The sequence below is a fragment of the Planctomicrobium stercoris genome (assembly GCF_051465655.1).
Lineage (GTDB): Bacteria > Planctomycetota > Planctomycetia > Planctomycetales > Planctomycetaceae > Planctomicrobium.
In genome coordinates this window covers 144477-166162 of sequence record NZ_CP195791.1, presented here as the reverse complement: position 1 = coordinate 166162, position 21686 = coordinate 144477, and the positions used below count along the sequence as shown (strand labels likewise).

Genomic DNA, 21686 nt, shown 5'->3' with positions numbered 1-21686 from the left:
TTCGGAAGTTGACCGAATTGTCGGACTGGACTCTTCAGCACTGCGGAGGCAATTCACGAATTCCCGCTTGCTTGCCTGCCATTCTGATTTATCTTCAATAATACTTTGCCGCCGGCCGGTTCACACCCGACATCGCGACTTCATCGAAGATGTTCGCTGGATTTCCTGCTTTCTTCTACAAATTCGACCGACGCAAACTTAAGGGGATCAGACGTGAGCAGACTTCCTCTGGATGGAAAACGGATTCTGTGCTTCGTCGGAGACATCTACGAAGACCTGGAGTTGTGGTACCCGAAGCTGCGACTGGAAGAAGCGGGGGCTCATGTGACCATCGCAGGGCCGGAAGAAGGAGCACTGTATCACGGCAAGCATGGCTATCCGTGTCCCTCCGATGCGGCGATTCGCGATATGGAAGTGGATGACTTTCATGGCGTCATCTGCCCGGGCGGCTTCATGCCGGATAAACTCCGGCGAGATCCCCACGTTCTCCAACTCGTCAGTCAGTTCAGCGAACAGGGGAAACTTGTCGCTGCCATCTGTCACGGTGGCTGGATTCCGATCTCCGCCAAGGTCTATGGCGGAGTCAGGGTGACAGGCTCACCGGGAATCAAAGACGACCTGGAAAACGCCGGTGCGTTCTTTGAGGATGCTCCAGTGGTTGTCGACCGGAACTTCATCAGCAGCCGCAAACCGGATGATCTCCCGCAGTTCTGCCGGGCGATGATTCATTTTCTGATGGAGATGTAGGACTGTCAGTTGCTGGCTGCACGCTGGACTGTCCACTTTCTGTCCGCATGGGGCACCTCACCTGCTCGAAGTTCCCTGTCCACGGCCTCCGGTCCTGCCGAAGTCGGGACCAAAGGTCTGCTGCATCTGTCGCAAGACCCGGGCGCGATCTTCCGTAATCATGCTCCACACTTCTTCCCGCTGTCTGGCCCCAGCAGAGATGGCGGCCGCCTGTCGTTCACGGACCTGCTGCAGATTGCTGTTGACGTTGACACTGGGGTTTCCGAACCCGACCCCGCCCCAGACATTCACCGAGGCCCAGCCCGGGTTGTAGTCGACGTCGTAGGTCAACGTCTTCTGCTGCAAGTTGACGTCCAGTTGCTGACCTCGCAGTGACCGTCCCAGAGCCCGCAAGCGCGAAGCGACGTCGCCGGCATAATCGACCAGAGCAGGATCGACACCCTGAATTGGCAGCTCATCGATCCTCGAAGCGAACTTCTCGTGCCACATGGCGGTCCGGGAATAATCATTCGACCGACGGCTGGCGCGGGAGAGATCATTCACAAACTGATCGACCTGACGGAAGTAGCGACTCGACGCTTCCGCAGTCACGGCGTTCGGATCGGAAGGGGGCATCGGAGCGGGAGACCTGGCCAGCGGTGAACTTGCGGAATGCGAGCTGGGGGCAGACGTGATCAGCGAAACCAGCCGACGCAGACTTTCATCGCTCAGGTCGGTGGTGAGTACGAGTGCATTCCCGTCTGTGTGGAACTCGCCGTGTTCAAAGTCATCGATCATTGCTCCCAGTTCGTTCAAGGCGTTGAGAAAGAACGGTTTGAGCTGACTTCCCAGTGATCCGACCGGTTGCTGAAAATCGATCCGCAGCGTGGCTGTCGTCTTCTCATCGATTGAGACACTCAGGATCGCTCCCTGCAGGGACATCAGCAATGCCTGCATGGCAGCACGATCGCCGGTCCGAACTTCCTTCGTCTGCATCATCTCCAGATGAGCCTGAGTGTTCTCGGGATCCAGAGCATGTTCCAGATCGATCGCCATCACAATATGGCCGGGCGTGGCAGCAGCTTTGACAAGATAGTCCGATTCAGGGCCGGTCACTTTTGCTTTCAAAGATCGAGCCCATCGTGCGGCCTCCTGTCTAATTCCGGGTTGCCAGATCCCCAGCAATCCGGAGCCGACTCCCAGCAGGTAGGAATCGTTTCGTCCCTGGACGACAGAAATCCCGTGGAGGTTTTCGACGGGGACCTGATCATGCTGGGAGATGTCTTCAATGGTGACGGCCGCCGGCACACGTGCAACGCCCGCAGCCCAGATTTCCTCAGGCACAGCGGGACGGACCAGAGACCCGACCACCAGCGTGTTGACCCACGAAGGGATCCCGCCGGCACCGCTGAGGAACCTTTCATCGGCTTCTTTCGCCCATTCTTCACGCTGGGCTCGAGGGGTCTGCAGGATCTGCTGAACCTGAACGACCGCGACCGCATTGATCTCGCCAGGAAGGTATTTCGTGAGTTCAGCTGCATCCTCAGCGTGCGCTGCCGAGCTGAGGATCAGGAGCAACATTCCCGCGAAGGCACTTGAAACACGGGTGACAGAAGAGAGCTGTAACGATCGCGGATGCAGCATCATGACCCTTTGATCAGCGCCGAGGGACAAGAATTCGTCGAATGAACGAAAGCTGATCATAGTCAGAGCGAGGAATTCCGTCACGGCTCCGGGGCCGCAACAGCCCTCGGAGTGCGGTCGTCATGCCGGTTTTGACGGCAGTCAGAGTTTTGTGGATCGCAGTCGCAGAGAATTGGCGATGACCGAAACCGAACTCAGGCTCATGGCTGCGGCGGCCAGCATGGGACTGAGTAGAAGTCCAAAGAACGGATAGAGGATTCCCGCTGCGATCGGCACTCCCAGCAGGTTATAAGCGAAAGCGAAAAACAGATTCTGGCGAATGTTGCGGAGCGTCGCACGGCTCAGGCGAATGGCACGCTCCACCCCCCTCAGATCTCCCCGCACCAGCGTGATCCCGGCACTTTCCATGGCGATATCGGTGCCGGTCCCCATTGCAATTCCAACATCCGCAAGGGCGAGTGCTGGAGCGTCGTTAATGCCGTCCCCGGCCATCGCGACCCGCCTGCCGGATTGCCGCTGCCGGGAGATGAACTCCTGCTTCTGCTGAGGGGAAACGCCCGCGCGGACCTCGTCAATCTTCAGCTGCTCGCCGACAGACTTCGCGGTGAGCAGATGATCGCCGGTCAGCATCGAGATCTTCAGCCCCAGCTGATGCAAGCTGCGGATTGCTTCCGGAGTGGTCTCTTTGAGCGGATCGCTGACCGCCAGCAGCCCTGCCAATTGTCCGTCAACAGCGACCTGAAACACGGTCATCCCCTGACGTCGCAGTTCTTCTGCGCGAGACAGGAGTTGTCCCAGTCCGTGAACCTGATGCTGCTGCAGGAACTCCCCGGTTCCAATCAGGATCGTCCGGCCGTTGACGACCCCGGAGACTCCGCTGCCGGTGGTGGAATCGAAGTCTGAACAAGCAGGGATCTCGAGACTCCTTTGGCGGGCCGCTTCGACAATCGCGTGAGCTAGAGGATGCTCGCTGTGAACTTCCACTGCTGCGGCAATCCGGAGCAATTCATCTTCGCTCCAATTGTTCTCGGGAAGAATTGACGTGACCGTGGGACGCCCGACCGTCAATGTCCCGGTCTTGTCGACGACGAGTGAATCCACGGAGGCGAGTTGTTCCAGAGCGGCCGCATCCCTGATCAGCACCCCTTCCTTTGCCCCGCGCCCGACACCGACCATGATCGACATCGGAGTCGCCAGACCGAGGGCACAGGGGCAGGCGACAATCAACACAGCCACGGAGTTCACAAAGGCGTAGGCCAGCTTCGAGCCTTCCGGGCCCCAGATCGACCAGGCCATGAATGTCAGTACAGAGACCGCAATCACTGCCGGAACGAAAATTCCTGATACGGAATCGGCCAGTCGTTGAATCGGGGCGCGACTTCGCTGGGCGGCAGCAACGAGGTCGACAATCCGCGCCAGCATGGTCTCTTGGCCGACCCGATCGGCCCTCATTTCAAATGAGCCCCCCTGATTCACCGTACCGCCAATCACGGTATCGCCCTGTCGCTTCTCGACCGGGACCGGCTCCCCGGTCAGCATCGATTCATCGACGCGACTGCTGCCCGACAGTACGGTGCCGTCCACCGGAACCCGATCACCGGGAACCACGCGCAGCCGGTCTCCCGTTCGAATCTCTTCGAGCGGGACTTCGTGCACTTCACCATGTTCGAGACGTCGTGCTGTCTCGGGGGCGAGCGAATAGAGTTCGCGGATCGCTCCTCCGGTCTGATGTCTCGCCTTCAGCTCGAGCATCTGCCCCAGCAGGACCAGAGTGATGATCGTTGCAGCGGCTTCAAAATAGAGAGGAGGAGCACCATGTTCATGGAACGTGGCGGGGATCCAGTGGGGGAAGAAGAGCGAAACAAGACTGAACAGGTAAGCTGCCGACGTTCCCAGTCCGATCAGCGTAAACATGTTGAGGTGACCTGTGCGAAGTGACCGTACCCCTCGAACAAAGAACGGCCAGCCCCCCCAGAGCACCACCGGACTGGCGAGTGCAAATTGCAGCCACTGCGAAATCCGGACTCCCAGCCAGTGATCCACCGGGACGCCGATCATCGGCAACATCGATATCAACAGAAGCGGCGTGGAAAGGGCCAGGGATCCCCAGAATCGACGCGACATCGAAACCAGTTCCGGATCGTCTTCGTCTTCAATGGAGACCTGTTTCGGCTCCAGCGCCATGCCGCACTTCGGGCAGTCTCCGGGATGATCCTGTTCGACTTCAGGATGCATCGGGCATGTGTAAATCGTCTTCCGCGAAGCGACTTTCACAGCGAGATTACGTTCCAGTGCCATTCCGCAGACGGGACAGTCTCCCGGCTGATCGCTTTCGACGCCGGGACACATCGGGCAGAGATAGGCTGCCTTCGACGTGGACTGATGAGTCGGGGTCTCAGAGGGACTGCCGTGACAGCAACCGTGAACGGGCATTCCCCCCAGCTGCACGAGCGACTCCCCAACGCCAGCCGGAGCGAGGAATTTCTGTCGGCACCCATCACAGCAGAAATAGTAGGTCTGGCCATCTTTCTCAGCGGAAAGGGCCTTCGCGGGATCAACGGTCATACCGCAGATGGGATCAATCGCCACGGGACACACTCGCTGCAGGAGGGATCGTCTTTCTGAAAATCATAGACGATCCATGGCGGCATGAGGGCATTTTTCGAATTGGTGTCCAGTATTCCGCGGGCGATAAGATGGACTTTCCTGCGTCAACACGCCTGAATCGCCTGCAGACTGCTCTCAAAAAAATGCCGGGAGCATTTCTGCACCCGGCATGGAATCGTTCGAAAGCCTGATCGCGATGATTACTTCAGAACAGGCTTCAGAATCTGGTCAGCATTGGGGGCGTCGGCAGCCTTCGGAAGAGGGCCGAGCAGCTTTTCGAGTTCGGTCTGCAGGGAGGCACCATCTTTGCCAAACCGCAATCCCCCTGCATGAACAGCGACGACGTTCCCTTCCTGATTCACAAGAATCATGTGAGGAAGCATCGTGATCGCGTAGCGGGCTGCATTCTTGTTCTTCCATCCCAGACCGTCTTTGTCGTCGCCGACAAGCGTCACCCAGTTGATGCCGCGACTGGCCACAAACTTCGACAGCTGTTCCGGGTCTTCATCCAGGCTGACGCCGACAATCTCAAACCCTTTGTCATGGTAGGCCGCGTAGACTTGCTTCATGAAGGGGATTTCTGCGACACACGGAGCGCACCACGTGGCCCAGTAATCCACCAGAACGACCTTTCCTTTGTACTCCCGGATATCAAATTCCTTGCCGTCGATGGTCGTTCCCGAGATTTCAATCGGATGTCCAGGGAGTTCCAGTCGTCGCAGAGTCCCCTGCAGGTTCTCGACAATATCATCCAGACGCGGGTCTTTTCTGGCTTCAATAGCCTTGATCAGTTTCTGGTACGAAGCGTTGGTCAACGGGGATTTCATGTCCTCAAGGACCTGAGCGGTCACCATGGCCAGTTGCACGGAGAACTGAATCTCTTCTTCGGAATCGGCGGGAGCAGCCTGAACCATTGCAGCCACCTCATCGACAAATGCGGTCTGGGCTGCAGCATCCTGGGTCGGGAACTTCATAAGGCGGTCTTCATAGCTGACCTGGCGGAGCAGCCCCTTGATCGATGCTCGCGGACTTTCACCGAGCTCTTTCAGGAATGCCGTTTTGCGGGCTTCGACAGACTTATCTCCCAGCTCCAGCAAGGCTGCGTAGAGTTGCAGTCTCAGGTCGGACACAGAATGGTAAACATCGTCGGACACTTCGCGACCGAGGATCTCGCCGACAGCTCCATCCACCTTGTTCAGGTGCTTGACGATCGCATCGGGAGTGGTCTCTTCGGGGGGCAGCTTCACGATCCGCTGCAGGAACATCATCAGAGCTTTGTCGTCGGTTCCTTCGGGGACGGCAAAGGGATCAACCTCGGCCGTGGCGCCTGCCGGTTCCGGCGGTGTCTGGGGAGCATTCTGCTTTGGAGCAGGCACAGGGTCGGCCGCGTGATTGCTGCGGTTCATGAGATACGCTGTCATGCCGACCAGACAGCAGATAAATGCAGTGTAAGAAAAACGGCGAAGCATGGGGCTTTCCTAATGAGGATCGAGCAGGTCAGGTGCTGGCGGGATCGCGTACGGGGGGAGAGAACGAAAACACCGCGAATCGCGCATCCGTGATGTCGAAACGCGGTGAGTCAATCTTTCAACAACTTTTGGAGCCGGGGGAACAAAACTCGATTGAAGCTCGATTTTCGAGCGTGATTACGCGGCTTTGTCCTTCAATTCTTACTCTCAGCGGAATCTGTGACTCCGCAGCCCACAGGAATGATAGGTTCTCAACTTTTCGAAAAACAGGTCTTCTTTAGATCTTCGACAGCGAATTCAAGACCCGAAGGCAGGCCCTCATCGCCTGAACCGAACGCATCGAACTTCCGGCAATGCCAGCTTTCAACAGTGAAAGCTGGCATAAGCCGTTGAAGAATCAGGCGTTATCGAGAATTTCGACAGGGGCGAATTTCTTCCCTTCCAGCATTTCCAGACTTGCTCCGCCTCCAGTGCTGACGTGCGTGACCTGATCTGCGAATCCGAGCTGCTGAATCGCGGCTGCACTGTCTCCACCGCCAATAATGCTGACCGCTTCCGAATCAGCGATGGCCTGCGCTACCGCTTTGGTTCCCGCGTCAAACGGCGGCATTTCAAAGACCCCCATTGGACCGTTCCAGATCACGGTGCCGGCGGTTGAGACGATCCGGGCATAGTTCTCGGCGGTCTTGGGACCGATGTCCAGGCCTTCAAACCCGTCTGGAATCTCTCCAGCGGAAACCACCTTCTTGTTGCAGTCCCCTTTAAAGGCGTCGCCGCAATGAGTGTCGACGGGCAGAACCAGTTTCTCTCCGCCGCTGGTGATGAGTTCCTTTGCCAGATCGACCTTATCGCGCTCGACCAGACTGTCTCCCACTTTTCCACCTTGAGCGAGAGAGAACGTGTAGGCCATCGCTCCGCCGATCAGCACCTTGTCGCAGACGGTCAGCAGGTTCTTGATGACCTTGATCTTGTCCGAGACTTTCGCCCCGCCAAGGATCGCCACGAACGGACGCTGCGGAGCTGCAATGGTGTCGCTGAGGTACTGGATTTCCCGTTCGACGAGGAACCCGCAGACCTTCGGCTTGTCCCCCATGTTCTGCGGCACGGAATACATGCTCACGTGCGGACGATGGCAGGTGCCGAAGGCGTCATTGCAGTAGATATCGCCGAAAGCCGCCAGTTTTGCTGCGAATTCCTTCTTGGCAGCGAGCTGCTCCGGAGTCGCCTTCTCATCCTTGAGTTCTTCTTCAGGATGAAAACGGACATTCTCCAGCACAACCACCCCGCCGGGCTGAAGAGCCTGGACCTTGGCTTCCGCGTCCGGACCGACAGTGTCCGTTGCGAAGGCCACAGGCTGATTCAGGAGTTTCGCGAGTCTCTCGGCAGCCGGCTTCAGGCTCATGGTGGGGACCGCTTTTCCGTCGGGTCGGCCGAGGTGACTCATGAGAATCACGCTGCCGCCGCGCTTCAAGACAGATTCGATGGACGGCAGCGCCATCTCGATCCGTCGGTCATCGGTGATCTGCTGCTGATCATCCAGCGGAACGTTGAAGTCCACCCGCATCAGGACTTTTTTTCCTTTGACATCCACATCCGCAATGGATTTCTTCGCCATTTCCACACTTCCTTCAACGTCTGTAAAGTTCCGATTCGATTCAGAAGCCGTTTCGTACCATTCGGGAACGGCAATCGCGCGAGTGCGTGCGATCCAGCCGCAGACTTCTTCCATCTGACCGGCAGGTTTCTTTCGATTTTCTCCCGCTGATCCTATGGAACCATCCTCAGGCTGCCAAGGATCCGCAGTGTTTTCGGGTGGGTTGTCAGGAGCGAGCCCGCTGAGTTATTGATTAACACCGTCCGGAGAGAAAACCCGCCCGCCCATTCAAGCCTGAAGTGTCATCATGGATGTTCCTGAACTGCTGATCGTCAATGCCCCCCTGTCCGAGGTCAAAACCGACTGGCTGGTCGTCGGAGTCAGCGAATGTGCTGATCTGTCCAGCGAAGTTCAGGCTCTCGACAAGTCGCTGGGAGGTGTGATTGCACAGTTGCGACAGCGTGGGGACATCAAAGCCAAGCCCGGCGAGGTCACCTTCCTGCCTGTCGCCCCCGGGATTCAGGCAGAACGGGTTCTCATTCTCGGCCTGGGTGACCCCGCGAAACAGGGATTCCAGAACTGGGAGAACTCTCTGCTGGCAGCGGTTCGCAAAGCTGCCGGTTCTCCCAATGGCTCCATCGCCATCGCAATTCCCGCCGAGATTGCCAACCTCTCGCCCGCTGACAAGACGATTTCCACAGCCGTCTGCGCTGCGGTCGTCGGCTCTTCCGGTCAGGGGATCTACAAAGCGACTCCGGAACGGTTTCCCTTCAAGCAGATCGCTGTCGTGACAAAGGAGAAGGGGGAGGACGCACTTGCGCGGGGACGCATTCTCGGAGAGGCCATCAACCTGACCCGTGAACTGGTGAACCGTCATCCCGAAGAGATCGTCCCAGCCACCTTCGCCACCCGGGCAGAAGCGGAAGCAAAGACTGTCGGACTCAAGTGCGAAATCTTCGACCAGAAGCGACTGGAACAGGAACGCATGGGGTCGCTGCTGGCGGTTGCTCGCGGAAGCGTTCATGAGCCTCGCGTCGTGATTTTGAAGTACGAAGGGGGCGGAGCCGGAGCCCCCACGCTCGCCCTGTGCGGAAAGGGAGTTACCTACGACAGCGGCGGACTGTCCCTGAAGCCCAGCGACAGCATGATCGCCATGAAAGCCGATATGGCTGGAGCCGCGACCGTGCTGGGGGCCATGGTCGCCATCGCGAAACTGAAGATTCCTGTCAACGTCATCGGACTCATGGGTCTGGTGGAAAACATGGTCGGGCCACACTCCTACAAGCTGGGAGAAATTCTCACAGCGCGAAACGGGGTCACCATCGAAGTGCACAATACCGATGCGGAAGGTCGGCTCGTCCTCGCGGACGTCCTCTCCTACGCCGCTGAGCAGAAGCCGGCCCGAATGATCGACCTGGCGACCTTAACCGGCTCGTGCGTCGTCGCACTGGGAACCGACATTGCCGGTGCGTTCACCAACGATCAGGGTTGGTGTGATGAGGTGCTGAAGGCCGCACGCAACGCGGGCGAACATGTCTGGCAGCTGCCGATGCATGAGAGTTTCGCAGAACAGCTCAAGTGCGACTTCGCGGATATCAAGAATGTCGGCACGAAGTGGGGCGGAGCGATCACAGCTGCGAAGTTCCTGGAGCGATTCGTGGATGACATCCCCTGGGTTCATCTGGACATCGCCGGGCCGAGCTTCGCCGACGCTGCCAAACCGTATCGCGATGCAGGAGCCACCGGGTCCTCGCTGCGAACTCTCGTGGCGGTCGCCGAAGAGTTTTCAAAGTAGACACATCCGATTTCGGCGAGCGGGAGACGTCAGTCTCCCGATTCGATGATCATCGTTCGACGTACTATCGGAAGACTGACGTCTCTCGCTCGCCGGTTATCGCGTGTAACGATTCACCCACTCCTGGAGCTGATCGACGTCGCCGAACCCGCCGTGTGAAGCGACAACCTTTCCATCCTGAAACAGCATGACTCGCGGGATCCCGCTGACGCCGTAGTGCTGAGCAATCTCCGGTTTCTCATCCACATCGATGCGGACAATTTTCACTTTCCCCGCCAGACGTCCCTCCGCACGGTCGAGCACTCCTTCCATGTGACGGCAGGGCGGGCACCAGTCCGCGCCGAACTTGACGAGCACAGGCCGCGGATGACGCGCGACTGAGGATTGAAACCACGGATCGTCCGGAGGGGCGGTCCTGTCCTGCAGTGCGAAAGGCAGGACCATCGCCAGTAACAGGGCTCCGAGTGCGTTGAGATATTTCATGATTCCTCCTCGCAAATGTAGGTCGTGAATCACGCTGGCAGAACGATTGCCCGCCATCAGCTGCAACTGCATGATCTGGTTGTGACGAAGCTGTCGGATGTAGCACATACAGTTCGTGTGTGACCGTCAAAAAGGTCCGGGCAAGTCACCACGCAGGCACGGAGACACCGAGAGAATTTGAAAGACAGGATCAATTCGAGTCGACCTGTGAATTGTGCGCAGTGGGATCGCTGGCGAATTGTCGATTGATCATCTCGATTCATTCATTGAAAGCTTTTCGAAATTCTCCGTGTCTCGGTGACTCCGTGGCGACTTCCATTTGCTCGGAAATTCAGGATCGGTCGATACGAAATTGAAGGGCTTCCAGGATGGGGGCGACGGCTGCTCTGCTTGAAGAGACAACCGGAATCAACGAGAGTGAACCGGACGTTGGGAATCGAGAACGGCGGGAGACAACGTGTCAGATCAAGGTGAATCCGCAGGTGAGTCGAGCTCCGGCCGCAGAACGGTCCTGGGGATGTTCTGTTTCGGCCTGCTGATGGTCGGAGCACTCTGGCTGTACTGGGAGCTCTACACCCGTCCGTTTCGCCCGCTGCAGAATGCCATCGCGGCAGCGTATCCAGGCTCGCGGCCCAGCGTCATTGGCGGCAGGCATAAAAGCCACCAGGAAGGGAATCCTCACGTCCTGCGGATTGTTCTGCAGATGCCTGATGAGGACTTCAACCCCGAGGCCGACAAGGCCAAAGCCGAACAACGCGCACTTGAACTTGCCCGACTCGCGGAACAGCATGTTCCCCTGGCAAACTATGAAGTGCTGGAGATCCACCTCGTACAGCGCCTCCCGGAGCAACCGCAACGGCACTCGTCGGTGTCGCATTCAGTCAAGGAATGGATGAAGCGACTCAGCGAGAAGGCTGAAGAACAACCCTCAACGCCTCAACCATCAACCTTCAACCCCTGACCTCAGGCCATCGGCTCGCTGCGGGGATACGATCCCAGGACCTCCATTCGGACCGCCTTCTTCTCAAGAATTTGCAGCGCCTTCTTGATGCGGGGCTCTTTCAGATGCCCTTCGAAATCCAGGAAGAACAGATAGCCGGTTTCCGGGCCTCGCAGCGGGAACGATTCAATCCAGGTCAGATTGATCTTGTTGTTCTTGAAGGCGGTGAGCGCTTCGGACAGGGACCCGGGAGTGTGCGGGATCTGCAGGAGCAGCGCGGTGCGGTCGCTGCCGGTCTGCTGCGTGTCATGATCGCCGATGATGGCAAATCGTGTGACGTTGTGAGCGTTGTCTTCGATGTTCTCAGCAACAATGTTCAGGCCATACTGCACCGCGGCCTCGCGGCTGGCAATGGCTCCGACACCGGGCTTGGTCTCCGCCAGCTTGGCTGCCGTGGATGTGCTGGTGACGTCGTAAATCTTGGCCTGCGGCATGTTCCGCGTCAGCCAGTCGCGGCACTGCGAGAGCGCTTGGGGCTTGCTGTAAATCTCGGTAATTTCGCTGCGCGGCGACCGGGAGAGCAGGTTGTGATGAATCGACATCTGCACTTCACCGCAGATGCGGAGCGGCAGCCGGGTGAACATGTCGAGCGTGTCGACGATGCGGCCATCGGTGCTGTTCTCGATCGGAACAATCCCGAATTCCGCATGGCCTTTATTCACTTCTTCAAAGACAGCGGCGATGGAACTGACAGGGACCAGATCGGCGGTCTTTCCAAACTGCTCCAGTGCTGCCAGATGCGTAAAGCTGAACGGAGGGCCGAGGTAGGCGACCCGGACGGTCTTCACCTGAATGCGAGCTGCACAGAGCATCTCGCGGAAGATGCTGCGAAGAATTTCGCGGGAAAGAGGTCCTTGATTGGACTGGTCCAGCTCTTCCCACAGCTCCTGTTCGATCTTGGGATCAAACCAGACATCCTGGCGATCCACTGTCGATTGCAGCTGTTCGACGGTTAATTTGATCCGCTGATTCAACAACTGAATCAGCTGTTTGTCGATGGATTTGATACGATTGGGGGACTGGACGCTCGGCTTTTTGCGGGCCACGGCTTTCGGTGCAGCCACCGGCTTGGCTTTTCGCTCAGCACGAGCACTGGTACGAACGGCGCGGGTAGGCTTCTTCTTGGCCATGACTCGATGTCTTTCGCGAAAAGAGCAGTCCTCGGAGAAGTCGTTGCCGTGAGATAAACCGTGAACCCCCGCCGTGGGCCCGAGGGATCCGGTCTGGAAAATTGGGGGCATGTCTTTCGTTAAATCGTGTCCCCACAATGCTTTGGAATGGCTTTTTAGCCGTGGCGTGTCCATTTGTCAAGGAGCGGGCGGGTGGGCACCTTCCCCTGCTGGATATAAATTAAAAACGGCTGATGCGATAAAAGCCCGAAATCAGGACAAGAGTTGAGGGGGAGTCCGAATTCCGACGGATTTCCTGATTGACGATCGTAGTTGCGGTCGAATAGACTTCTGCAAGTGAGATTGAGTCTCAGGAGCATTAACCCGCCTCTTCGTCCTACTTCACGACCCGCCCCCGCAAATGGCCCCACCGATCCTTCAAGCTGATCAGGTTCTCTGCCACTGCTTCCGCGTTTCGGCTTCGACAGTGGAAAACTGCATCGTCATGCATGGTGCGACGAACGTCCGGGACGTTCGGGAAGCGTGCGGAGCCGGAGGAGGCTGCATGGGCTGCCGCCGCCGGATTCAGTGCTTCATCGACGCGAAGCGACAGTCGCAGCAGTGCATGACCCAGGAATAGGGTTTCAGGGGGATCGGTTGAAGGCTTCAGTCGCTTCCGACTTGAAACCTTCAACCTCGAACCAATGGCACGAAAGCACGTGCCTCCCTTGTCGCATCAGTGACCGCCGCCGTCTGCGTCGGTGCCGATCTGCGAGAGCATGTAATTCTCAATTCCGATCTTCGAGATCAGGTCCAGCTGGGCTTCCAGCCAGTCGATGCTCTCTTCAGATTCGCGAATGATCTGCTCCATGATTTCCCGGCTGGCAGCATCCTTCTCGTCGCGGCAGATCTCTGCGCCGGCGTTGTAGGTGCGGCTGGCGTTCGTTTCCAGAGCGAGTGCATTTTCCAGCTGCTCCTTGACGGTTTCGCCGACCCGGATCACGTCGTATCGGGCGATTTCCGGAACCCCGTCCAGGAAGATGATCCGGTCGATGAGCATTTCTGCGTGCTTCATTTCATCGATCGACTCAGCGTAGTGATGCTTCCCCAGCCGCATCAGGCCCCAGTTCTGGCACATCTTGGCCTGAACGAAATACTGGTTGATGGCGGTCAATTCGATTGTCAGACCGGCATTCAATGCATCAATGACGCGCTGGCTACCCTTCATGATCCTCTTCTCCACGGTAAACTGCGATTCCAGAAAGCGCCGATTCTAGGACAGAAGGGGAATTCACTTCTACTGGCGAACGAGCCATTCGCAGCAATTGCGAGGAATTGACACACCGTCCCGCAGCTTCTCGCCAGAGAGACCAGAAACGACGCGATTGAAACTCGATGTCATGGCCAGCAATCAGCTCAAAGCTTTCAGCGATCAGAACCGATTGTGGATCCATTTCCGATATGCTGACAGCTGACTTCTTCCGAGAGAGTGTGGTATGTGGAAACAGGTCGAGATTTCCGGAAGGCAGGCGGACGTGTTCGTCCCGGGCGCGGAGCCGTTTGCCGGCGCACTGATCTACCTGCACGGGTACAGCGGCGAGTCGCTGCGCGAGAACGAGATCTTTACTCGTCTCTTCAAGGAGCATCGGTTGCCCGTTGTCTGCCCTCAGGGGGGGCGATGCTGGTGGCTCGACACGGTGTGTCCGCAATTCGATTCCAAGCAGACCCCGCTGAACTACATCCTTGAAGACGTCACCCGATGGATCGAGGAGGCGTGGAAGGTCGCTGTGCCTCAGATCGGCTTGCTGGGAGTCAGCATGGGGGGGCAGGGGGTCCTGAATCTCGCCTATCGGCATGCGAGGCAGTTTCCGGTGGTGGCTGCTCTCTCCCCGGCGATTGATTTCGATCGCATTCACGGGAAGGGATTCGGCGTCGAAGAGATCTTTCCGGATGCGGAAGCGGCCCGGCAGGAGACGGCGGTGTTACACCTGCATCCGCTCAACTGGCCGAAGCATCAGTTCTTCTGCAGCGACCCTCAGGATCACACGTGGCACGCTGGGAGCGAACGACTGGCGAGCAAGCTGATGTCATCGGGAGTGCCGTTCACAAGCGACCTGAAGACCTCACTTGGAGGTCATGGCTGGCCGTACTTCAACACGATGGCGGAGCGGGCGGTCTCGTTCCTGGCGGACGCATTGCAGTCGTCCAGAGATCAAAGTGAAGAGTCTCGAGCAAACCGCTGAGACGCGAGTCATCTTTCTTTCTGAAAGCTGATCGCTGAAAGCTGACCCCTCTTCAAAGAAAAACGGGCAAGCTGGAAAGGGACCAGCTTGCCCGCAGAATGCATTGCAACACGAGAGAGGCATTACGCCTTCTTCTTGGTTGCCTTCTTCTTCGGAGCAGCCTTCTTCTTTGGTGCTGCCTTCTTCGGTGCTGCCTTCTTCACTGCCTTCTTAGCTGCTTTTTTCTTAGCCACTGGAAACTCCTCCTTACCAAGAGTCACTTGTTCGTGGAGTTCTGTCCGATGCTACCGGGCAAAAGGGTCAGAGACTTCCACACTTCGATTCCATTCCAATTCACCAACCATGGTGAATCGTTGCTGGTCTCACTTGTCTCATCGAATCGCGATTCAATTTGATTCGATCCGTTGAGTTGTTGCTCCAGCAATGACTTGCGGCAAATAGTACGAAAACGGTCGGTAGATGCAACCCAAATTTCCATCGAAACGACGACATGCCCGATTTTTTTTATCAATTGCGAGACAGTCAGCCGTGACAGATTGATTCTCTCAACGACTCCCTCAGCGATGCACGCGCGCACAACAACGCCTCTCACGCAACGTTCTTTGAAGCTTCAAAGCGACTTCAACGTGGTACGAATTGGAGCATCTCCCAGCGGGTCAGTTCGATGACTCCCAGTCGCTGACAGTTGCTGAGGATGCCTGTGCTCCAGACTTGACAGTTCCTTGAATTCAAGTCATCTCAACGAGTCGTTCTAAAACGGAAGAAGCCGTTTGACCGCGGAATTTCCGCAGCCAAACGGCTTCTGTTTGTCTCGACCCTTCGTTGATGGACACGTCACGTTCACTGAAGCAGATGTCGCATTCAGCGATGCGGTTCACTCATTCTCAGGACTTGGGCAGGACCCAGATGTTGCGATAGCGGACCGGATTGGAATGGTCCTGCAGGAACAACGGACCCGGCTTCGGGCCTTCTGTATGAACCGGACCGCCGGGTGTTCCTTCTGGAAGTTCCAGATCGTCATGGATGGTCACGCCGTTGTGTTTCACCGTCGTTCGAGCGTTGGAAATTTTTTTGCCCTGATCGTCAAATTTTGCCGCTGTGAAGTCGATATCGTAGGTTTGCCAGGCCAACGGAGGGAAGCACATGTTGATGCTCGGAGCTGCTGCCTTGTAGATCCCACCGCACTCATTGTCCTCTCCTTTGAGTCCGAATGAGTCGAGCATCTGCACTTCGTAACGACCTTGCAGATACAGTCCGCTGTTGCCTCGTCCCTGTCCGCGCGCCTTGGGCATGTACGGAAGAAGGAACTCAACATGCGCTGTGAAGTCGCCGAACTCGTCGTTACTCGTGACACCCTGCTGGAGCAGACCATCTTCGGTGATCTTCGCTCCTTCTTTCCAATGCTTCTTCAAACTCTCCGGTGTTCCATCGAAAAGGACAACGGCACCTTCCGGAGCTTTCAGGCCCAGCGTGGGACTCTTGCGATCAACTTTCTTGAGCCCTTCAAGATGACCTTTCACTTCATCCCACGTTCCTTCGGCAGTCACTTTGTCTGAGCCATCCCAGCCGGCCCCGGGGAGTCCGCCTTGGAATTTGACCACCTGGAATTTGTGTCCCCCGAGTGCAATCACCTGCACTCCGGAGTGATCCCCTGCGTATTCTCCCTGCAGTTCAAAATCAGGATCAACCTTGGCCTCTTCTACTGTTGAGTACGCGGGATTGTTGGCATCGGCAGCGCAAGCACAAGTTCCCAGCATCAGGCATGGAAGCCACGTCAACATGAATCGACGAACCATCTGTCTATCCCCTTCTTACTGCATTCCAACGTGAATCAAACCCATGTCGGCATCTTAATGCGTTCCGTACAGGCTGCACATCTTGCCGCACCCGTTTTTCCGGCAGGTCATCTGGCCATTCATCTCACCTTGCCTGCGAAGTGATGTTGAGTCCTGCGGTGACTCGTTGCAGCCTGCACAATCACGTCCAGGCTGCAGATTGGAGAAGAGGTCGGGCAAAAATCGCCGAACTGGGGGATTTTTCAAAAACGAAAAGCGAAACCTGCCGATTCACATTGGCAATTCCACTGGATCGGCAACCCGGACAACATCATCACGTCCGGTGACCGGTTCCGGATTCTCATTCATTTCGCCGAGAGCAGCAGGAGCTGTTTCGTGATTCGTTTTTCTCTACTCGCACTCATCGTTCTGACCACGTTCACCGGTTGCAAATCCAGTTCGAAATATGCCCCCTGGACTTACTGGCGACCGAACACTGCAGCAGCCGCCCAGGCCACCAGCGAAGAGTTGAACTATTCGTATGCCGATGGAATGCAGGAGACCAGTAACCCGGCGTACGTGCAGGCGCCTCAACCGCTCCCCCGGATCGAGACCTATCCCCCCGCTCCCTCATTCCAGGAGCCGCTGCCGACTCCAGCTCCGCCCACGCTGTTCCCCATGGAGTAATGGACGGGTGTTGTTGACCGAGAGACTCGATCGCTCGGGAGCCGAAGAAGAGATCAAAACAGGGAAGCGGTGACATTCTCGTCCCGCTTCCCTTTTCTATTGTCGGTTGTTTCCTCCATCATGGTCCCTGCCTCTGGAGTGTGGGGGCATCCGAACGGGATCTTGCGTTCGGATGCTGTGCTTCTGTGAGACAGAATGCCACACTGGATGTGAAATGATCTCGCCGACAGCAGGTCCGTCCTGGACCTGCACTTGCCGAAGGAAACATGAATGCGAAATTTCATCGCAGGCTGGCTGTTCCTCTTCATTCTTCTTGCAGACCAGTCACAGAGTGCCGAACGGAGTGCGACTTCACCGTCATCGATTCGAGTCCCTGCAGGGTTTCGCATTGAGTTGCTGCGGTCCGCTCAACCTGAGGAAGGTTCCTGGATCAGCATGACCTTTGATGATCAGGGACGGATCATCGTCGGTGAAGATGTTGCGGGGTTGGCGCGAATCACGCTGGGTTCGTCTCCCGAAGAGTCGACGTTCGAGAAGCTGCCAGGGACGGAAACATTGAAGCACTGCCGTGGCGTCCTGTATGCGTTCGACTCCATTTACGCAGTCGCCACGGACGGTGAAGGAGTTTACCGGCTGCGCGACACCAACGCCGATGGTGTGTACGACGAACCCGAACTCATCGTGCCCCTCGTGTACAACAGCCGCTACGGACACGGGGCCAATCAACTCACTCTCGGACCGGACGGCATGATCTATGCCGTGATCGGAAACGACGTCGCATTTCCCGCCGAGTCCGATCCGAAGTCACCCTATCGCGGTCTGCAGAATGATTGGCTGCTTCCAAGTCCGAAAGATCAGGGGCAGGATGACCGGGTCGGGTACATCCTCCGCATGGATCCCGATGGGGGATCCCGGACGATCCTCGCAGGGGGATTGCGAAACCAGGTGGATGTGGCGTTTCATCCGGACGGTGAGATGTTCACCTGGGATGCAGATATGGAATGGGACGTTGGACTCCCGTGGTACCGCCCCACGCGGATCAATCATGTTGTCTCTGGAGGTGAATATGGCTGGCGATGGGGAACCGGCAAGTGGCCTGCATGGTATCCCGACAGCCTCCCCTCGAATCTCGACACCGGACTGGGCTCCCCGACCGGATTAACTTTCGGAACGACCAGCAACTGGCCGCAGCAGTATCGAGAAGCCCTGTACGCTGCCGACTGGCAGAACGGCCGGATTCTGCTGATTCAGCTCAACCCTCAGGGGGCGTCTTACACGGGAGAGTCGACCGTGTTCGTCGAGGGAAGTCCTCTCAATGTGTGCGACATGGCATTCGGACCCGACGGCGCACTCTACTTCATTACCGGGGGGCGCGGCTCGCAATCCGGACTATATCGAATTACGTGCCCGGAACCTGACAAGGTTGCTCCCCTCAACCTGGGAACGACTGAATCAAACGTGACGTATGAAGAGTCTGCAGCTGCTCGACAGACGAGACGGCAGTTGGAGGCCCTGCATGTGGCGGAGGATTTCTCGCAACTCGAATTCATCTGGTCACAGCTGGGAAGCGAGGACGTCTGGTTACGTTTCGCAGCGAGAGTCGCCCTGGAGAATCAACCTGTCGACAGTTGGCGAAAACGGGTCGCCACCGCTGCGGACTCCCCGGAGCGTCACACTGCCCTGATGGCACTGGCTCGTCTGGGAGAAGCCGCTGATCAGAAGATCGTCCTCAAGGGTCTGAAAGAATGGGACTGGACCAAGGCGACTCCCGAAGAGTTGATTTGCGGACTGCGGACGGTCCAACTGTCGCTCATTCGTCAGGGACCGGTGGATGACGCAGTCAAGCCGGGTCTGCTTCGAAAGCTTCATCAGCTTCCCAGGCAGGAGAGCTTTGCAGTCAACTGGCTGCTCAGTGAGATCCTGGTCGCACTGAAGTCCCCGGAAGCGATCGAACGAACTCTCACTCTCATGGAAGAAGCGGGGACGCAGGAAGAACAGATCCAGTTTGTGAAGACGTTAACTCAGATCGAACAGGGATGGACACCTCCCCAGCGGGAACAGCTGCTGAACTGGTTGGTGAATCATCGTCAGCTTCCCGGAGGGAAACTCGTCAAAACGGCACTGCAGGCCTACCGCGAGCAGATTGAAGCGAATCTCTCTTCGAGTGAACGGGAGCAATTCGCTCCGCTGCTGGTGAAAATTTCCGAACCTGTCGCTGAAGATCAAGAGACTCATCTGCCTGACCGGCCGCTCGTCCGGGCCTGGACGATGGAGGATCTGGAAGGGGACGTCGCGATGCTGCGGCCGCAGGACCGTTCTGTGGAAGCGGGACGGGCTGCTCTGGGAGCAGCGATCTGTCTTCGATGCCACAAGTTGGGAGACCGGGGAGGCCAGGTGGGGCCGGACCTGACCAGTGTAGGCAAACGATTTGATGGCCGGACACTTCTTGAATCCATCCTGGATCCCTCAAAAGAGATCGACCCTAAATACCACAACTCCATCTATCAGCTTGAAGATGGCAGGGTCATTTCCGGCAGGACGACACTCGTGAGCAAGGAAATGATCGGAGTTGAGATCGATCCGTTAACCGGGAAGTCCGTCAATATTCCCCGGGACCAGATCGTGGATTCAAAAAGCTCCAGCATCTCTCCAATGCCGCAGGGGCTGCTCAACACTCTGACTCGGGACGAGATTCTGGATCTGATTGCGTATCTCCGGACCGGTGGGAAGACCTTGGAGTGAATGCGGACGTCAAAGTGTCAACGACGGGCGGAGTATGGACGAAGTTTCCCGGCCGGACTGCCACTTTTCGGCATGGGTTTTGATATTTCCGCGGCCGCATTCCATCAAAACGGCAGAAAAACAGCAGTGCTGCGTGATCTCCCTCGGCAGTCATTCGCCGATCAGTGATCCGCCCCTCGATCTGCAGTGTCAAGAATTCAAGACACGTTCTGTTGCCGACTGTTCAGGGATCGATACAGAAATGGTGTCGAATGGCGACATGCCGTCACATTCGGCAAGAAAATTTCTGCGATATTCTTTCGGCAAATCGCGGGCGCTTGTGCCGCCTCTGGGGGTGGGCCGAATGCTTCATGTGACCGATGGCATTCCGTATGCATATCGTCATGTTTTGCGAAGGTCGAACTGCGCGAAGACGTCCCGTCAGTCGCCAGCGATCATATTTCAATCCGTCAATGAACAACCCGCTATCCAGTCTGAATCGGATTTCAGTCCTGCGGAAATGGTCCTCGTCATGGCAGCTGAGCCGGAATGGTTAAAAGAGTTCGTCGATCAGGTGTGCACATGTCTGTGCCCGATTGAGGACATGCCACCAATCGGATGCCATACCGCTTACGAAGAGGATACCTGGGAAATCTCTGTCTTCGTCTCCCCGACTGAGATTGTCGGCGGCCAGCATGATGGACAACGTCTTCCCTGTACCTTTGTGGTCGAACTGATCGATTTGCTGCAGCTGTTTGACGTCGTGGAGTCGGCAGGCTGGCAGCCTCATCCGCAGGATGAAAGCGACGAAATTGGAAACCATGTTGCGGTTGAAGGGATTTATGCCGGCCACCGCATCTGGCTTCGCGTCCTCGCGGAGACTCCGGGCCAGTATGCTCCCGGCCGCTATCTGAACGTGTTCGAACAGCGATTCCTCGACACCTGGCACGATTAACCCTGTCTCAGGGGAGTGTGGTGGCGATTCGGGAGTGTTGATCGATCGAAAGCTGTGTTGATCGCCGCCGGAACCCCACACTTTCGTGAGAGCCGCTCTGGCCCCGCTGTCTGAAACTGGGGCCGAAACGCATTCGAGCGCGGAAGTCGCAAACCCCCAGGGTTCTCCCCCGGGGAATTCGTGACCAGCGCGCTCGATTTGAACGGAGACTGTTGTGACTCAGGTCCGTTGAATTATCGGGTTTCGTGTTTGACCTGCTCGACAGCCGACTTCTCTGCAGGGGCAGCAGCTTTCTCAGGAGCCGGTGCGGCTTTTGGCTGCGGAGCAGCAGCAGTTGCCGGCGCAGAGGAAGCCATCAGCTGTGCGACTTCGTCCGTGATGTCCACGGTCTTTTCGAAGGAAAAGAGGAACGCATCGTTGCGGGTGATCACAGTCCCGAAGCCATGCTTCTTGGCAACCTGGGCAACGACGGGGCGAGCCTGATCGCGGAACTGGGTGACGAGTTGCTGGCGATGGCCGCTGACTTCCTGTTCAGCTCTCTGCTTGAGCTGGTTCAGCTGAACTGTGGCGGACTGTCGCATCTGCTGGAACTTCTGCGAATCTTCCTGGCTCGGGGTGGCTCCGATGGCACGTCGGGCTTCTTCCAGCTGAGCGACCGCATCCTTTTCCAGGAATTCCAGCCGCTGCTGTGCAGCTTCTGTTTTCTGCTTGATGCTCTGCTGCATTTCCTGATTTCGGCCGAGCTGTCGGGAGACCTCGTCCAGGTCAACGACCGCAACGCCGGTTCGTGGCTGTAAAGCCCAGGTGATGGCCAGGCAGGCACAACAAGATGTGATGACTGCGGCGAGGATGGTGAGTGAATTTCGAGCCACAAAAAT

General features: G+C 57.2%; 17 protein-coding genes. 8 read left to right on the top strand and 9 right to left on the bottom strand.

The window, feature by feature from the left end; all coding sequences use genetic code 11:
- The first annotated feature begins 213 nt into the window (after positions 1–213).
- Positions 214–747, top strand: a complete 534-nt coding sequence (locus SH661x_RS00675) for a type 1 glutamine amidotransferase domain-containing protein (RefSeq protein ID WP_437227024.1) — start codon at positions 214–216, stop codon at positions 745–747.
- 57 nt (positions 748–804) lie between these two features.
- Here the strand turns inward: SH661x_RS00675 and SH661x_RS00670 are convergent, their stop codons facing one another.
- From SH661x_RS00670 to SH661x_RS00655, 4 genes are all read right to left on the bottom strand, one after another.
- Complete coding sequence (locus tag SH661x_RS00670) at positions 805–2373, bottom strand: hypothetical protein (protein ID WP_437227022.1); 1569 nt, start codon at positions 2371–2373, stop codon at positions 805–807.
- A 138-nt stretch (positions 2374–2511) separates the two neighbouring features.
- Positions 2512–4959, bottom strand: coding sequence for a heavy metal translocating P-type ATPase (locus tag SH661x_RS00665; RefSeq protein ID WP_437227020.1), 2448 nt, complete (start codon positions 4957–4959; stop codon positions 2512–2514).
- Positions 4960–5177: 218 nt separating this feature from the next.
- Positions 5178–6446: a TlpA family protein disulfide reductase gene (locus SH661x_RS00660; RefSeq protein ID WP_437227018.1), complete on the bottom strand. Its 1269-nt coding sequence runs from the start codon at positions 6444–6446 to the stop codon at positions 5178–5180.
- Between the two features lie 397 nt (positions 6447–6843).
- The gene (locus SH661x_RS00655; RefSeq protein ID WP_437231157.1) at positions 6844–8061 is read right to left on the bottom strand and encodes a phosphoglycerate kinase; all 1218 of its coding nucleotides are present in this window, start codon (positions 8059–8061) and stop codon (positions 6844–6846) included.
- Between the two features lie 286 nt (positions 8062–8347).
- Here SH661x_RS00655 and SH661x_RS00650 point away from each other — a divergent pair, with 286 nt between their 5' ends.
- Entirely contained in the window at positions 8348–9835 is a 1488-nt protein-coding gene (locus SH661x_RS00650) for a leucyl aminopeptidase (protein ID WP_437227016.1), read from the top strand.
- A gap of 96 nt (positions 9836–9931) precedes the next feature.
- On the opposite strand, the gene SH661x_RS00645 is transcribed toward SH661x_RS00650, so the two are convergent.
- Positions 9932–10318, bottom strand: coding sequence for a thioredoxin family protein (locus SH661x_RS00645; protein ID WP_437227014.1), 387 nt, complete (start codon positions 10316–10318; stop codon positions 9932–9934).
- A gap of 457 nt (positions 10319–10775) precedes the next feature.
- Here SH661x_RS00645 and SH661x_RS00640 point away from each other — a divergent pair, with 457 nt between their 5' ends.
- Entirely contained in the window at positions 10776–11279 is a 504-nt protein-coding gene (locus SH661x_RS00640) for a hypothetical protein (protein ID WP_437227012.1), read from the top strand.
- A gap of 2 nt (positions 11280–11281) precedes the next feature.
- Here SH661x_RS00640 and pheA read toward each other — a convergent pair whose 3' ends face one another.
- The gene (gene pheA, locus SH661x_RS00635) at positions 11282–12448 is read right to left on the bottom strand and encodes a prephenate dehydratase (RefSeq protein WP_437227010.1); all 1167 of its coding nucleotides are present in this window, start codon (positions 12446–12448) and stop codon (positions 11282–11284) included.
- 400 nt (positions 12449–12848) lie between these two features.
- On the opposite strand from pheA, the gene SH661x_RS00630 reads away from it, so the two are divergent.
- A complete protein-coding gene (locus SH661x_RS00630; protein WP_437227008.1) occupies positions 12849–13067 on the top strand; it encodes a (2Fe-2S)-binding protein in 219 nt (72 codons plus the stop codon).
- A 96-nt stretch (positions 13068–13163) separates the two neighbouring features.
- Here SH661x_RS00630 and bfr read toward each other — a convergent pair whose 3' ends face one another.
- Positions 13164–13655, bottom strand: a complete 492-nt coding sequence (bfr, locus tag SH661x_RS00625) for a bacterioferritin (RefSeq protein ID WP_437227006.1) — start codon at positions 13653–13655, stop codon at positions 13164–13166.
- A gap of 268 nt (positions 13656–13923) precedes the next feature.
- On the opposite strand from bfr, the gene SH661x_RS00620 reads away from it, so the two are divergent.
- Positions 13924–14670, top strand: a complete 747-nt coding sequence (locus SH661x_RS00620; RefSeq protein WP_437227004.1) for an alpha/beta hydrolase-fold protein — start codon at positions 13924–13926, stop codon at positions 14668–14670.
- A gap of 884 nt (positions 14671–15554) precedes the next feature.
- Here the strand turns inward: SH661x_RS00620 and SH661x_RS00615 are convergent.
- The gene (locus SH661x_RS00615) at positions 15555–16466 is read right to left on the bottom strand and encodes a 3-keto-disaccharide hydrolase (RefSeq protein ID WP_437227002.1); all 912 of its coding nucleotides are present in this window, start codon (positions 16464–16466) and stop codon (positions 15555–15557) included.
- 375 nt (positions 16467–16841) lie between these two features.
- Here SH661x_RS00615 and SH661x_RS00610 point away from each other — a divergent pair, with 375 nt between their 5' ends.
- From SH661x_RS00610 to SH661x_RS00600, 3 genes are all read left to right on the top strand, one after another.
- Complete coding sequence (locus SH661x_RS00610) at positions 16842–17132, top strand: hypothetical protein (protein ID WP_437227000.1); 291 nt, start codon at positions 16842–16844, stop codon at positions 17130–17132.
- Positions 17133–17402: 270 nt separating this feature from the next.
- Positions 17403–19874 (top strand): heme-binding protein, encoded by a 2472-nt coding sequence (locus tag SH661x_RS00605; protein WP_437226998.1) that lies wholly within the window; start codon positions 17403–17405, stop codon positions 19872–19874.
- 511 nt (positions 19875–20385) lie between these two features.
- Positions 20386–20808: a hypothetical protein gene (locus SH661x_RS00600; protein WP_437226996.1), complete on the top strand. Its 423-nt coding sequence runs from the start codon at positions 20386–20388 to the stop codon at positions 20806–20808.
- A gap of 233 nt (positions 20809–21041) precedes the next feature.
- Here the strand turns inward: SH661x_RS00600 and SH661x_RS00595 are convergent, their stop codons facing one another.
- On the bottom strand, positions 21042–21680 hold the full coding sequence (locus SH661x_RS00595; RefSeq protein WP_437226994.1) for an OmpH family outer membrane protein: 639 nt from the start codon (positions 21678–21680) through the stop codon (positions 21042–21044).
- Positions 21681–21686 lie beyond the last annotated feature (6 nt).